General features: G+C 38.6%; 11 protein-coding genes and 2 rRNA genes (1 of these 13 cut by a window edge). 6 read left to right on the top strand and 7 right to left on the bottom strand.

The annotated features are described in order from the left end of the window. Positions 1-30: 30 nt before the first annotated feature. On the bottom strand, positions 31-327 hold the full coding sequence (locus tag R2800_00345; protein ID MEZ5015473.1) for a thiamine-binding protein: 297 nt from the start codon (positions 325-327) through the stop codon (positions 31-33). Between the two features lie 145 nt (positions 328-472). Between R2800_00345 and R2800_00340 the strand changes: the two genes are divergently transcribed. The 4 genes from R2800_00340 (at position 473) to R2800_00325 (ending at position 6,164) form a co-directional block, all read left to right on the top strand. Further along, positions 473-1,312 (top strand): DUF2911 domain-containing protein, encoded by an 840-nt coding sequence (locus R2800_00340; GenBank protein MEZ5015472.1) that lies wholly within the window; start codon positions 473-475, stop codon positions 1,310-1,312. A gap of 69 nt (positions 1,313-1,381) precedes the next feature. Then, positions 1,382-3,844 (top strand): PIG-L family deacetylase, encoded by a 2,463-nt coding sequence (locus R2800_00335; GenBank protein ID MEZ5015471.1) that lies wholly within the window; start codon positions 1,382-1,384, stop codon positions 3,842-3,844. A gap of 9 nt (positions 3,845-3,853) precedes the next feature. Beyond that, positions 3,854-4,360 (top strand): hypothetical protein, encoded by a 507-nt coding sequence (locus R2800_00330; GenBank protein MEZ5015470.1) that lies wholly within the window; start codon positions 3,854-3,856, stop codon positions 4,358-4,360. Between the two features lie 133 nt (positions 4,361-4,493). Then, complete coding sequence (locus R2800_00325) at positions 4,494-6,164, top strand: sodium:solute symporter (protein MEZ5015469.1); 1,671 nt, start codon at positions 4,494-4,496, stop codon at positions 6,162-6,164. Positions 6,165-6,189: 25 nt separating this feature from the next. On the opposite strand, the gene R2800_00320 is transcribed toward R2800_00325, so the two are convergent. Further along, complete coding sequence (locus tag R2800_00320; GenBank protein MEZ5015468.1) at positions 6,190-7,080, bottom strand: T9SS type A sorting domain-containing protein; 891 nt, start codon at positions 7,078-7,080, stop codon at positions 6,190-6,192. A 177-nt stretch (positions 7,081-7,257) separates the two neighbouring features. Here R2800_00320 and R2800_00315 point away from each other — a divergent pair, with 177 nt between their 5' ends. Next, positions 7,258-7,950 carry a potassium channel family protein gene (locus tag R2800_00315; GenBank protein MEZ5015467.1) on the top strand — a complete coding sequence of 231 codons (693 nt, stop codon included), beginning with the start codon at positions 7,258-7,260 and terminating at the stop codon, positions 7,948-7,950. On the opposite strand, the gene R2800_00310 is transcribed toward R2800_00315, so the two are convergent. Together R2800_00310 and R2800_00305 are read right to left on the bottom strand one after the other, a co-directional pair. After that, on the bottom strand, positions 7,947-8,372 hold the full coding sequence (locus tag R2800_00310) for a hypothetical protein (GenBank protein MEZ5015466.1): 426 nt from the start codon (positions 8,370-8,372) through the stop codon (positions 7,947-7,949). The genes R2800_00315 and R2800_00310 overlap by 4 nt on opposite strands. A 105-nt stretch (positions 8,373-8,477) precedes the next feature. Beyond that, on the bottom strand, positions 8,478-9,575 hold the full coding sequence (locus R2800_00305) for an Mrp/NBP35 family ATP-binding protein (protein MEZ5015465.1): 1,098 nt from the start codon (positions 9,573-9,575) through the stop codon (positions 8,478-8,480). A 152-nt stretch (positions 9,576-9,727) separates the two neighbouring features. Between R2800_00305 and R2800_00300 the strand changes: the two genes are divergently transcribed. After that, a complete protein-coding gene (locus tag R2800_00300) occupies positions 9,728-10,363 on the top strand; it encodes a carboxypeptidase-like regulatory domain-containing protein (protein MEZ5015464.1) in 636 nt (211 codons plus the stop codon). 3 nt (positions 10,364-10,366) lie between these two features. Here R2800_00300 and R2800_00295 read toward each other — a convergent pair whose 3' ends face one another. From R2800_00295 to R2800_00285, 3 genes are all read right to left on the bottom strand, one after another. After that, complete coding sequence (locus tag R2800_00295; GenBank protein MEZ5015463.1) at positions 10,367-10,804, bottom strand: GNAT family N-acetyltransferase; 438 nt, start codon at positions 10,802-10,804, stop codon at positions 10,367-10,369. Positions 10,805-10,892: 88 nt separating this feature from the next. After that, positions 10,893-11,000: ribosomal RNA gene (rrf, locus tag R2800_00290) — 5S ribosomal RNA — on the bottom strand. A 106-nt stretch (positions 11,001-11,106) separates the two neighbouring features. Further along, a 23S ribosomal RNA gene (locus tag R2800_00285) occupies positions 11,107-12,931 on the bottom strand; it runs 1,047 nt beyond the window's last position.

Below are 12,931 nucleotides of genomic sequence, written 5' to 3'. Positions count from 1 at the left end.
ACACTAATATTGGCTGCAAATTTAATAGCATTATTTATACTTGCCTACCTTATCCTCAATAGCCATGTCTTTTTCTACATTTCTATGCAGTTTCATATTCACCAGTAATTCTTTAGCACCGTTGTTATAGCAGGCTTCCTGCATCTCATTGGCCAATTGCATAACAGCATTATACTCTCCTTCTATTACCGTCTCAAATGGGCATACCACATATTTCATTCCTGAAGCAGCTACTTTTGCAATAGCAGCATCTATGCACCCATAGGTATCTTCTTTATTCATCTGTAAGGGTAATATCTGTATCGCTAGGTTTACTTTATTAGTCATTTTTAAGATTTGCCGCCAAACTACATATTGTACTAGTATTCAACAAGAAACAATGCATCTCTTTTACCCCTATAGATAAAGTATATTTTGTACCTACAAGAATGCCCCCTATTTTTGAGCAACTTAACTATTCAAAGAATCATATATGAAACAAGTTTCACTTATTTGTGCATTAGTACTTAGTACAATATCTATGACCTTTGCACAAGGTTTAAAACTTCCGGCACTTAGCCCGACTGCAAAGATCTCTCAATCTTTTTCTGTATCAGAAATTGAAATTGCTTATAGCCGCCCGTCATTACGTGGACGTAAGGCTTTTGGTCAGTTAGTAGCTTATGGTGAGTTATGGCGTACTGGTGCTAATGCTGCGACTAAAGTAACTTTTGGTGAAGACGTAGTGCTAGGCGGCACTGATGTAAAAGCTGGCAGTTATGCTTTATATACTGTACCGGGAGAAAAAAGCTGGGAAATCATTTTAAACAAAGGCGTAAATAACTGGGGAACTGGTGGATACAATAAAGAAGATGATGTAGTTCGTTTCAACGTAACTCCTAAAAAGATCAACAATAAGATCGAAACTTTTACCATCACTATTAGTGATATCACTTACACTACTTGTAATATAGTTTTAAAGTGGGAAAACACTAAAGTGGTCGTGCCAGTTAAAGCAAACAATGAAGAGCGTATCCAAAAGGATATCACTAAGGCTGTAGAAAACCCGTCTATACCTTACTATCAAGCGGCTAACTATTATCTGCAAACAGGGCAAAATCTTAAAGATGCGCTGAAATATGCAGATAAAGCTATTGAAGAAAACCCTAAGGCATTTTGGATACAACACCTAAAGGCTAAGATCGCTAAAGAAATGGGCGAAAAAGCTATTGCTATTGACGCAGCCAACAAAGCTATGGAGCTATCAAAAGGCAGTGCTTACGAAGCAGAACAAAAACGTAATAATGAATTGATCATTAACTCGTTCAAATAATAAAAAAACTATAATAGTTTATATTCACACCCACAGCAAAACACTGTGGGTGTATTTTTAAGAGCAATTATGAATAAGATATTTCTTCCTGTATTTATCCTTCTATCTATATCACTAACCGCAGAAGCACAGCAAGTACGTCCTGCTACCTCGTCGCAAATATATCATGAGTTACATCAGCTCAACAATTTGACTAGTGTGTTGTATGTTGCGGCACACCCCGATGATGAAAACACAAGGATGCTCACTTGGCTAGTAAATGACAGACATATACGTACTGCCTACCTCTCGCTAACTAGAGGGGATGGTGGACAAAATATACTTGGCCCACATTTAGGTCCATCATTAGGGCTTATACGTACTCATGAACTTTTAGAAGCACGTAAGCTAGATGGCGCTGAACAGTTTTTCACCAGAGCTATAGATTTTGGATATTCTAAAACAGCAGAAGAAACATTTAATCATTGGAATAAAGACTCACTTACACACGATGTAGTTTGGGTAATGCGCAAGTACCGTCCTGATGTAGTTATTTGTCGTTTTCCTCCAAATGAACAAGCGGGACATGGGCAGCATGCTGCCTCTGCTATATTAGCAGCAGAAGCATATAAAGTGGTAGCTGACCCCAAAGCATATCCACAACAATTGGAGCAAGTAGAGTTGTGGAAACCAAAACGGATCTTATTCAACTCTTATCGTTTTGGCAGTAGAAATACAACTAGCGAAGAACATAATAAAATAGATGTTGGTCAATACAATCCTCTATTAGGCATGGGTTATGGAGAGCTTGCAGGTATAAGCCGTAGCATACACCGCAGCCAAGGGGCAGGCACAAGGAGTGTGCCTGGTGTACAAACTGAATATTTTGCATTGGTTGATGGGCAGCCTTTTACATCATCTCTATTTGAAGGCATAGACACAACTTGGGGAAGGGTAAATAGAAAAGATATTGGCAATAAGATAGCAACTATTATCAAAGACTATAATTTCAATAAACCTGATGCCATTCTTCCTCAACTATTACAATTAAGAAAAGAGATAAAGGGCTTGAAAGACATTTTTTGGAGAGCACGTAAGCTACAAGAAGTTGACGATATAATACTTCACTGTGCTGGCTTTATGGCCGAGCTTTATACGAACACTCCTGAAACAATTCAAGGAGCAACACTACCTTTCACACTAAATATAATTGCAAGAAGCAGTACAACTGTTAATTTAATAAGCGCATCATTCCCCAATGGAGATAGCACTATAAATAGTAAATTGAGTAACGATGAACTAATTAGCTACACAAGAAATATCACCATTCCTCAAGATGCTCCTTATACAGAACCTTACTGGCTAAGTTCAACAGGCAGGATGACAGATCATTACCCCGCACCTGTCTATAAGCAAATGGGATTACCTAAAACGATCAACCCGCTTACTGCAACGCTGAAAATAAAAATAGATAAAGAGGAATTTGAGGTTCTTGTTCCATTATCTTATAAAACATTAGACGCTACTCATGGAGATGTTGTAGAACAACTAAGAGTAGTACCTTATATCACTTTAGATTTTGTTTCAGACCTATTAGCAACTAATACTGACGGCACACTGGATGCTAAAATACATATACACGCCGCTAAGGAGATAAAAAATGGCGACCTTGTTATTTATAATAGGGCAGTACAAAAAATATCAGGCCCTTTCAATTTGGCTGCAGGTAAAGACACTACCATAAATGTAAAACTATCAGCTGAGGAAGTAGCCCAAATGCCGGAAGGCGACTTTTATCTCAATGCTGGAGTTACAGCAGCCACGCTGCATTACAATAAAACACAACACACCATAAAGTACGAACACCTACCTACCTTACAGTTTTATAGCCAACCACAGGTAAAAGTACTTCGTAAGAACTGGGCATGTAAAGCTAAGCGAATAGGCTATATAGAAGGTGCTGGTGATAATGTTAGCGAAATACTACGATTTGCAGGGCTAGAAGTTGACATTCTAAAGCCGAGTGACATCACAGTGAACAATTTAAAAAACTATGATGCCGTAATGGTAGGTATACGAGCTATCAATGTAAAAGAAGAAGCTCCTCTATGGATGCCAGAACTATTAAGATACGCTAACGAAGGCGGCACTGTAGTAATGCAATACAATACTGCTCATCGCCTGAACACAAAAGAGATAGGACCATACCCGATCACTTTATCTTACAATCGTGTTACAGAGGAAGATGCAAAAGTGACCATCTTAGATAAGAACCATAAATTATTGAACTACCCCAATAAAATAACAGAAGTAGACTTTGATAACTGGGTGCAAGAGCGTGGTCTATACTTTGCTAGCGAATGGGATAATCATTACACACCACTTTTTAGCATGAACGATACTGGTGAAGAGCCCCAAAAAGGAAGCACTCTATATACTAGCTATGGTAAAGGACATTATATCTATACCCCAATATCTTTCTTTAGACAATTACCCGCGGGCAATAAAGGAGCTATGCGCTTATTGCTAAACTTTTTATCCATAGGAAACTAAATCTACGTTATGAAACACATACCTCCTTTATTTATTACAACAATAATACTATTAGCAATAGGAGCTTGCAAGCATCAAACAAATATAACACCAGTTACAACTCAAAATATAACTACTGCTAACGCAATACCACCTATTGAGTATGCCAAAAAACATACTTCAAGAATGAAAGGAATGAGAAGTTGGACCTGCTATTATTCGGGTTATGGTAATTGGGAACCGAATCAAGGTGGAACTAGAACCGACACCAGTCAACAGAATATGGAAGTAATAGTACTTAACGATTCCACTGTTTTTTTGAGTAGAGATACACTTACCTTTATCCCTGAACAAACAAGCGGATTCGGAGGCACCATATACAAAACTGATACTAGTTATAGACTTTTATATTCTATTCATATAGGATTTAGACATGAAAGAATGCTTTACTACTATTACAAAAATGATAGTGTAACATATTATAGCTCATATACAGCTAATGGTGGCGGCTATAAAATCCTTTGTCATACTAATTAAGTTAATTTATTCAACGTTAAGGGCAGAAAATGAACACCGAACCAAAACAAAAATGGAGTAGCTGGTATATAGCAGTAATTAGCATACTGCTACTGCAAATTGCATTGTACTATTGGTTCACACAACACTGGGCATGAGTACACTAGACTGGGTCATTTTATTAGTAACACTAGCAGGCATCATTTTTTATGGTGTATGGAAGAGTCGTAATCTTCATGGTTCGGCCTCTTACTTGTTGGCTGATAAAAACATGCCTTGGTATATTGTACTACTGGGTATAATGGCTACACAGGCCAGTGCTATCACCTTTATTTCCGCGCCAGGTCAAGCTTATACAGATGGTATGCGTTTTGTGCAGTACTATTTTGGTTTGCCAATAGCCATGATTGTGATTAGTGTCACCTTCATTCCCATTTTCAGAAAACTGAATGTATACACCGCTTATGAATATCTGGAAGGTCGTTTTGATAGAAAGACAAGAGTGCTCACTTCCATACTCTTTCTGGTTTCCAGAGGTTTATCTACCGGTATCAGTATTTATGCACCATCCATTATACTCTCTTCTATAATGGGTTGGAACATCTATATGACCAATGCCATAATGGGTGGTCTTTTATTAGTATATACCTATAGTGGTGGTGCTAAAGCAGTAGCTCATACACAAAAGCTACAATTCCTCATCATCCTATCCTCTATGGCTATTGCAGGCTTTCTTGTGGTTTATCAGTTGCCTGAGGGATTAAGTATGAGTGATGCACTTTATGTAGCAGGAAAATCAGGCAAATTGAATGTAATTACTACCGACTTTAGCTGGGATGACAAATACAATATTTGGAGTGGTATTATAGGTGGCTTCTTTTTAGCCTTATCCTATTTTGGTACCGACCAAAGTCAAGTAGGCCGATATATAACAGGTAAAAACTTAAAACAAAGCCGCATGGGTTTACTCATGAACGGCATGGTAAAAATACCGATGCAATTTTCCATACTGTTAATAGGAGCGCTACTTTTTGCTTTTTATACTTTTCAGCCTGCACCTGTATATTTCAATCAACAAGCTTATAACTCGCTTAAAGAAAAAGAGCCAAATACGGTAACTCAAATTGAATCCCGATACGGTCAACTACATACTAAATATCAAGATCAGGCAATAGCTATTGCACACAATAGAAATAACAATGCTGCTTTGGTATCTGAATTTAAACACACTCAAAAAGAGATTGCAGTTCTTAGAGATTCGGTACGTCAACACATCAACCGTGCTGCCCCAACAGCAGACAACGGAGATACCAATTATATCTTTCTATACTTTGTCAAAAACAATCTACCTAAAGGATTAGTTGGCCTATTGTTTGCTATTATCTTCTTAGCTTCTTGGGGTAGTATATCTGCAGCACTCAACTCCTTAGCCTCTTCTTCTTTAATAGATATTCATTTGCTCAACAACAAAGAAGAACTAAGCGAGAAAAAGCAAGTACAACTAGGTCGTCTTCACACTTTATTTTGGGGACTGTTTAGTATTGCTGTTGCCATGTTTGCTACACAAATGGGTTCGCTAATAGAAGCAGTTAATGTATTAGGGTCCTTATTTTATGGTACTATATTAGGTATATTTCTTGTGGCTTTTTATATAAAACGTGTTGCTGGACGAGCAATATTTTATGCCGCAATACTAGCAGAGCTACTTGTTATTATTATATACGCTATGGATCTAGTATCTTTCCTATGGCTCAACCTAATAGGTGCGGCACTTGTAATATTAATTGCATTGATGATACCATCAAAAAAGCCCCAGACAAGCTGAGGCCATAACGAATAAAAATAATATCCTACTGTTTATAAAACCGTGCTTGATAAAATTGTTGTTTATCTCCGTATGCTTTCAAATAGTACATACCACTCTCTATATGAGCTATATTTACTTTATTTTGTTCAACAAAAGCACTTGTAACTAACCTACCTGCTACATCATAAATATCTACTCTTGATATTTTTTCATTCGTTGTCAGTATTATCTTATCGCTAGCAGGGTTAGGCACTATTTGTACTTGGCGCTGTACAACACTTTTTATCCCTAACGTTGTTGTATCAATCGCCCTAAACTTTATGTCATCCATATAAAAAGTATCATGAGCTGTACGTCTGTCTTCACTATAACCTATTGTAGTTCTTGCACTCAAACTAAGTGTTGCCGTTATTACTGTATCTTTTACCATTACGCTATTTCTATACAATCGTAAAGTATCATTCAAAAATTCTAATTTTAAATCAACCCATACATTCTGAGGTAATAACGTAGAATCTGCGATCAATGCACCTTTTTCACCATTGATAGCACGATCGCTAAAATGCAGCCCTTGTCCATAACGGTTATAGTTAAAATACATATTTCCTGTAGTGCTTGTACTTCTAAAATCAATGATTGCCACCTCATCCGTACTATCGGTAACCTTAAGCTTGCATTCAAATATCCAGTTTTGATTCATATCTATTTTATTTCCTATAGAGTCAATATATAAATACTTATCACTACTGGTAGGAAATACAATAGTTCCATTGTCAGCGTAAACACCATTATTATTTTTTACATTATGAACCCCTGTTTTATCACTAAGGAGATTGGGTGCATTACCATCTATATCTAACAACAGTGTCGGCATCTGTGCAAAGACTGTTGTAGTCATAGTAAGTAACATGATTGTGTAAACTAACTTTTTCATAAGTGTATATTTTTTATGTAAAAGTATTGCGGGTAGATAACAGACGCCATACACTAATTAAGGTATTTTTCTATACGTATAAATACGTATAGAATGATGTAGCTATATGCAAGTGGTATATTGGATTTATACCTTGCCTCTTTAACTAGACTACACTATTTTTATATTCATAACTATATGGACATCAAACATCCGCCACATATTGCCGATATTACAAAGAACAGGTATAACAAAAGATTCATCCATCTTTTGGTCAGCTTGTTGACATTACTCTTTGGGTCTTTATTCATACCTAAAGCTTTTGCCGTATACCTTCAACCTATATTCTTATTGCAATTCACCTTTACAGGTCTGATATTATTTAGAAACCATAATAGGATAATGTACCGTGTGATTATTGCGGTTGTTTTCTTATTACTTCTATTTGAGGCGCTAAAACTAGCTTCTGCAAGTTCCAGAACAGCCACTTTAATTTCAGATATTACCTATTTTGCCTATTTCGTCATCATGACGGGTGAAGTATTTAGACAAATTCTTTTAGCAAGAAGAATTGACTTCAATATGGTAGCTGGCTCCTTTGGGGGGTTTATTATGCTGGCTATGCTTGGCAGCTTCCTACTTACTATTATTGAAGTTACGGCGCCAGGGTCTTTCTCAGGAATAAGTAATGCCAACTTTGAGCAAACCTTCCAAGATCTCATCTACTATAGTTTTGTATCCATTCTTACCATTGGCTATGGCGATATACTTCCTATTACAGATACTGCAAGGAGAGCAAGTATGTTGTTAGGTATAGTAGGTTACTTCTACAACATCTTTGTGATAGGTATTACCATCTCTAAATTCATGATTCAAAACAAGAGAGATTAATTATCATCTAATTTTTTCAAGGTTAAATACCTATTTCTATTAAGGGTAAGCATATATGCTATAGATAATAAAGAAGTTGCAAATAATCCTACTGCAACATTCATCAAGAGTACATTACGAACAAACACATGCGTAACCAGTAATGCTGCACCCAATACAAATAAGAGCATAATAAAGCGCTGTATTTTCTGAAAACTACTTAACTGAAAAAGTTGAGCCTCTCCATCTGCTAACTTAATGCTTAACTCTGGGCTACCACACCAATCTATCTTTGCTTTTAGCCTATGTTCTCCAGATGGCACTTCAAAAGTTTGCTCCTCTCCATCTGTGATATTTCCTAGCTTTTTACCGTCCATATAGATATCAATAGCTCTTAGCTTATTAACATATTCACTGGAACGTTTTATAACGATTGTAGGCATTTTTAGTTTTTTCTTATTAGTGCTGCAAAGGTTCTAACTCTCTTACAAAGAAAAACAAAAAGCCGAGCAATGCTCGGCTTTTATTAACTTAATTATTATACTTTACTACCCTTCCATCTGCACTACCTTAGTTGGTTCTAAGTCCGCATTTCTGATAGATATATTCTGAGCTACTTTTCTGGCTAGTTCCAAAAAGATTGGACGAACAGGGCTATCGTTCTCTAATACAACTGGCAATCCACTATCTCCTCCTTCACGTATACCTTGTACAATAGGCACTTCTCCCAAATAAGGCAACTCAAACTGTTCTGACATTTTCTTTGCCCCACCTTTACCGAAAATGTAGTATTTATTTTCAGGTAATTCTTCCGGCGTGAAGTAAGCCATATTCTCAACCATTCCTACTATTGGAATATTTATTTGAGGTTGCTTAAACATCATGATAGCCTTCTTGGCATCTGCAGCAGCTACGGGCTGTGGCGTAGATACTACTACTGAACCTGTAACTGGGACAGACTGTACCATTGTAAGGTGAACATCACCAGTTCCCGGAGGTAAGTCAATGATCAAATAATCTAGATCACCCCAGTACACGTCTGTGATAAATTGTTTTATTGCAGAGCTAGCCATAGGACCTCTCCATACTACAGCTTGCTTTTCATCTACCAAAAGACCTATCGACATTGCTTTAATACCATATTTCTCAATAGGTACTATCATGCCTTTCTCACCAATTTGCGTCATCTTAGGTCGCTCATCACGTATACCCAACATTATAGGAATTGAGGGGCCATATATATCAGCATCTAACAAACCAACCTTAGCTCCTTCCTGAGCTAATGCCAAGGCCAAGTTTACAGAAACTGTAGATTTACCAACACCACCCTTACCTGAAGCAACGGCAATGATATTTTTCACCTCTGGCAAGAACGCTTTGTTATCTTTTCTGTTACTATTTACTTGAGAAGACATGTTCACCTCTACTACAGCATCTTGACTCACTAAATGTTTGATCGCATTAATACATGCATTCTCAATCATCTCCTTCATAGGACATGCCGGCGTGGTTAGCTCTACCGTGAAAGACACATTATTCCCATCTATAGCAATATCTTTGATCATGTTAAGCGTCACTAGGTCTTTACCTAGATCGGGATCATCTACATTGCTCAATGCTTTCAATACTGCTTCTTCTGTTATCATACTAAACCTTTGTTAAACAAGATATATTTAACAGCAAAAGTAACACATAGCTGCTTTCTTTGTGAACTAATATCATAATGCTTTTTAAATAGTTTTATTATCAATATTGATAGTAGATAGAATTAAATGCAAAAGATTGTAACTTTGGTTTAATGCAAATGAAAACTTGGATTACTTGCTTACTCTCTATTCTATTAGCTAGTACAGCTATTGCTCAGAATAGAGAAGAGAATATTATACAGATCAACGGTATTACTATGACGGCAGACAGCCTAAGAGCTGTTCCTGGCGTTGTTATTCTAGTAAAAGACCACAATAGAGGAGTTGTATCAAATGAACTTGGTGTATTCTCTATTGTTGTGAACAAAGGAGACACACTTCAATTTTCAGAAATAGGTTTTCGCACGAAAGAATTTGTAGTACCTACTAATATCGAAGGCCATTACTTCTCTTTAGTTCAGTTAATGGTTCAAGACACATTCTATCTACCGGAAACTATCATTAGAGCTTTACCTACCAGAGAGCAATTTGCCTACGCGTTTAAACACTGGAATGTGCCTGACGATAAATATGAAATTGCACGTAAAAACACCAATGCTCTAATGCTAAGAGCACTAGCATACACCGTACCTAGAGATGGTGCAGAAAATCAAAGCAACTACCAGAATATTCAAGCTCAAAAAGCGGTGTACTATGGGCAACAGCCTGCTAGCAATTTATTTAGCCCGCTAGCATGGGGTGAATTCTTTGAAGCATGGAAACGTGGGGACTTTAGAAAGAAACAATAGGTATCATATATTCTTATCAAATACATTCTGGGTTTTAGTTATGCTAAAACCCATTTTTTTGTAGAAGGCAGCTGCTGATCTTCTTATATTATTACTCCTTACTCTAAGTTTTTTACACCCTTTTGCTATACTCCATAATGTAGCTTCTTCTAATAACTTCTCGCCAATACCATTACCTCTGAAATGCTCATCAACAACTAAACCTACTAACTCACAAAAGCATCCACTTTCTACCCTTACTATATACGAAACTTGAGCCCAAGCTATTACGTTGTCATCATTTGTTGCTACCAACACTGTATTTTCCTCACTACGTAAAAGCAAAGTAAGCAAGTCATTAGTTTGACGACTATCTATAGTATAACCTAGCTGTGCAGACAATTTTGCAATAGCATCAGCATCAGCATCTTCCTTCATTGCATTTCTAATTATAGGATCCATTGTTGCAATATAGGGCTAAACAGTTTGATCAAAGTTCTTGGCATAAAAAAAGCCTCTGACTAGTATTAGTCAGAGGCTTATAAAATAAATATGGCGGCTACCTACTCTCCCACAATTGTAGTACCATCGGCCATGAGGGGCTTAACTGCTCTGTTCGGAATGGGAAGAGGTGAACACCCTCGGCAAAACCACCATAAGGTCTTTAAGTCCGTGTTCTAAGACTTATAATAAGATCGACATATCAGGAAAATCAACTTCTACTATGTAGAAGTAATAACAATAAAAGTAAATGATAAATAATAAAGTTAAAGCTTACGTGCAATTAGTACTACTCGGCTTTGATGTTACCACCTTTACACCTGTAGCCTATCAACGTCATAGTCTCTGACGGCACTTAAAAGTAAATTCATCTTGTAGAAGGTTTCGCGCTTAGATGCTTTCAGCGCTTATCCTTGCCGTACATAGCTACTCAGCACTGCACCTGGCGGCACAACTGATACACCAGCGGTACATACGATCCGGTCCTCTCGTACTAAGATCATGTCTACGCAATTTACTAACGCCCACCACAGATAGAGACCGAACTGTCTTGCGACGTTCTGAACCCAGTTCACGTGCCACTTTAATGGGCGAACAGCCCAACCCTTGGGACCTTCTCCAGCCCCAGGATGTGACGAGCCGACATCGAGGTGCCAAACCTCCCCGTCGATATGAGCTCTTGGGGGAGATCAGCCTGTTATCCCCGGAGTACCTTTTATCCTTTGAGCGATGGCCCTTCCATACAGAACCACCGGATCACTTTAGCCTGCTTTCGCACCTGCTCGGCTGGTCAGCCTCACAGTCAAGCACCCTTATACTAATGCGCTCTACGTACGATTACCAACCGTACTGAGGGTACCTTTGCGAGCCTCCGTTACTCTTTAGGAGGCGACCACCCCAGTCAAACTACCCACCATGCAATGTCCCTTATGGTTAGACTCTAAATAACAGAAGGTTGGTATTTCAACGATCGACTCCACACTACCTGGCGGCAATGCTTCAAAGTCTCCCAACTATTCTACACATCTGTTATTCAAAATCAATGCAAAGTTGTAGTGAAGGTTCACGGGGTCTTTTCGTCCCGTGGCGGGTAACCGGCATCTTCACCGATACTACAATTTCACCGGGCTCGTGGAGGAGACAGTGTTCAACTCATTAGACCATTCGTGCAGGTCGGAACTTACCCGACAAGGAATTTCGCTACCTTAGGACCGTTATAGTTACGGCCGCCGTTTACTGGGGCTTCAGTCGCAAGCTTCAGATTACTCCTGACAAGCTTCCTTAACCTTCCAGCACCGGGCAGGTATCAGGCTCTATACGTCTTCTTTCGAATTTGCAGGGCCCTATGTTTTTGCTAAACAGTTGGTTGAACCATTTTACTGAGGCCCTCTATTCACATAGAGGGCATGCTTTATCCCGAAGTTACAGCATTAATTTGCCTAGTTCCTTCTCCACGGCTCACCCGAGCGCCTTAGAATACTCATCTCGACTACCTGTGTCGGTTTACGGTACGGGTTGTTATAGCCTAACCTTAGAGGTTTTTCTCGTGAGCAGGTTTAGGGCCACTATCTCGCTGTCCGAAGACTTTGAGTACTATCACGTTCAGCATCAACGGCGGATTTGCCTACCATCGATATACCTACACGCTTTAACGAGGACTTCCGTCGCCTCGCGGGCCTTTCACTTCTCCGTCACCCCATCGAAACTATAACAAGTGTTGGAATATTAACCAACTTTCCATCGACTACCCCTTTCGGGTTTGCCTTAGGACCCGACTAACCCTGATCCGATTAGCGTTGATCAGGAACCCTTAGTCTTTCGGCGAAGCAGTTTTTCACTGCTTTTATCGTTACTTATACCTACATTTTCTTTTCTAAACGCTCCAGCATACCTCACAGTACACCTTCGGCGCAGTTTAGAATGCTCCCCTACCACTCATTGCTGAGTCTATATCTTCGGTACTACGTTTATGCCCGATCATTTTCCGTGCCCGAACCCTCGACCAGTGAGCTGTTACGCACTCTTTAAATGAATGGCTGCTTCCAAGCCAACATCCTGGCTGTCATAGGGTTTGAACTTCGTTTGTTC

The sequence above is a fragment of the Flavipsychrobacter sp. genome, assembly GCA_041392855.1.
Taxonomy (GTDB): Bacteria; Bacteroidota; Bacteroidia; order Chitinophagales; family Chitinophagaceae; genus UBA5543.
Note: the sequence above shows the minus strand (reverse complement) of the source record. Positions and strands in the feature narration are given on the sequence as shown.

Coding starts and splice junctions, on each gene's coding strand:
- R2800_00345 (MEZ5015473.1), bottom strand. CDS start 327: ATGACTAATAAAGTAAACCTAGCGATACAGATATTACCCTTACAGATG.
- R2800_00310 (MEZ5015466.1), bottom strand. CDS start 8,372: ATGCCTACAATCGTTATAAAACGTTCCAGTGAATATGTTAATAAGCTA.
- R2800_00330 (MEZ5015470.1), top strand. CDS start 3,854: ATGAAACACATACCTCCTTTATTTATTACAACAATAATACTATTAGCA.
- R2800_00300 (MEZ5015464.1), top strand. CDS start 9,728: ATGCAAATGAAAACTTGGATTACTTGCTTACTCTCTATTCTATTAGCT.
- R2800_00335 (MEZ5015471.1), top strand. CDS start 1,382: ATGAATAAGATATTTCTTCCTGTATTTATCCTTCTATCTATATCACTA.
- R2800_00305 (MEZ5015465.1), bottom strand. CDS start 9,575: ATGATAACAGAAGAAGCAGTATTGAAAGCATTGAGCAATGTAGATGAT.
- R2800_00325 (MEZ5015469.1), top strand. CDS start 4,494: ATGAGTACACTAGACTGGGTCATTTTATTAGTAACACTAGCAGGCATC.
- R2800_00295 (MEZ5015463.1), bottom strand. CDS start 10,804: ATGGATCCTATAATTAGAAATGCAATGAAGGAAGATGCTGATGCTGAT.
- R2800_00340 (MEZ5015472.1), top strand. CDS start 473: ATGAAACAAGTTTCACTTATTTGTGCATTAGTACTTAGTACAATATCT.
- R2800_00320 (MEZ5015468.1), bottom strand. CDS start 7,080: ATGAAAAAGTTAGTTTACACAATCATGTTACTTACTATGACTACAACA.
- R2800_00315 (MEZ5015467.1), top strand. CDS start 7,258: ATGGACATCAAACATCCGCCACATATTGCCGATATTACAAAGAACAGG.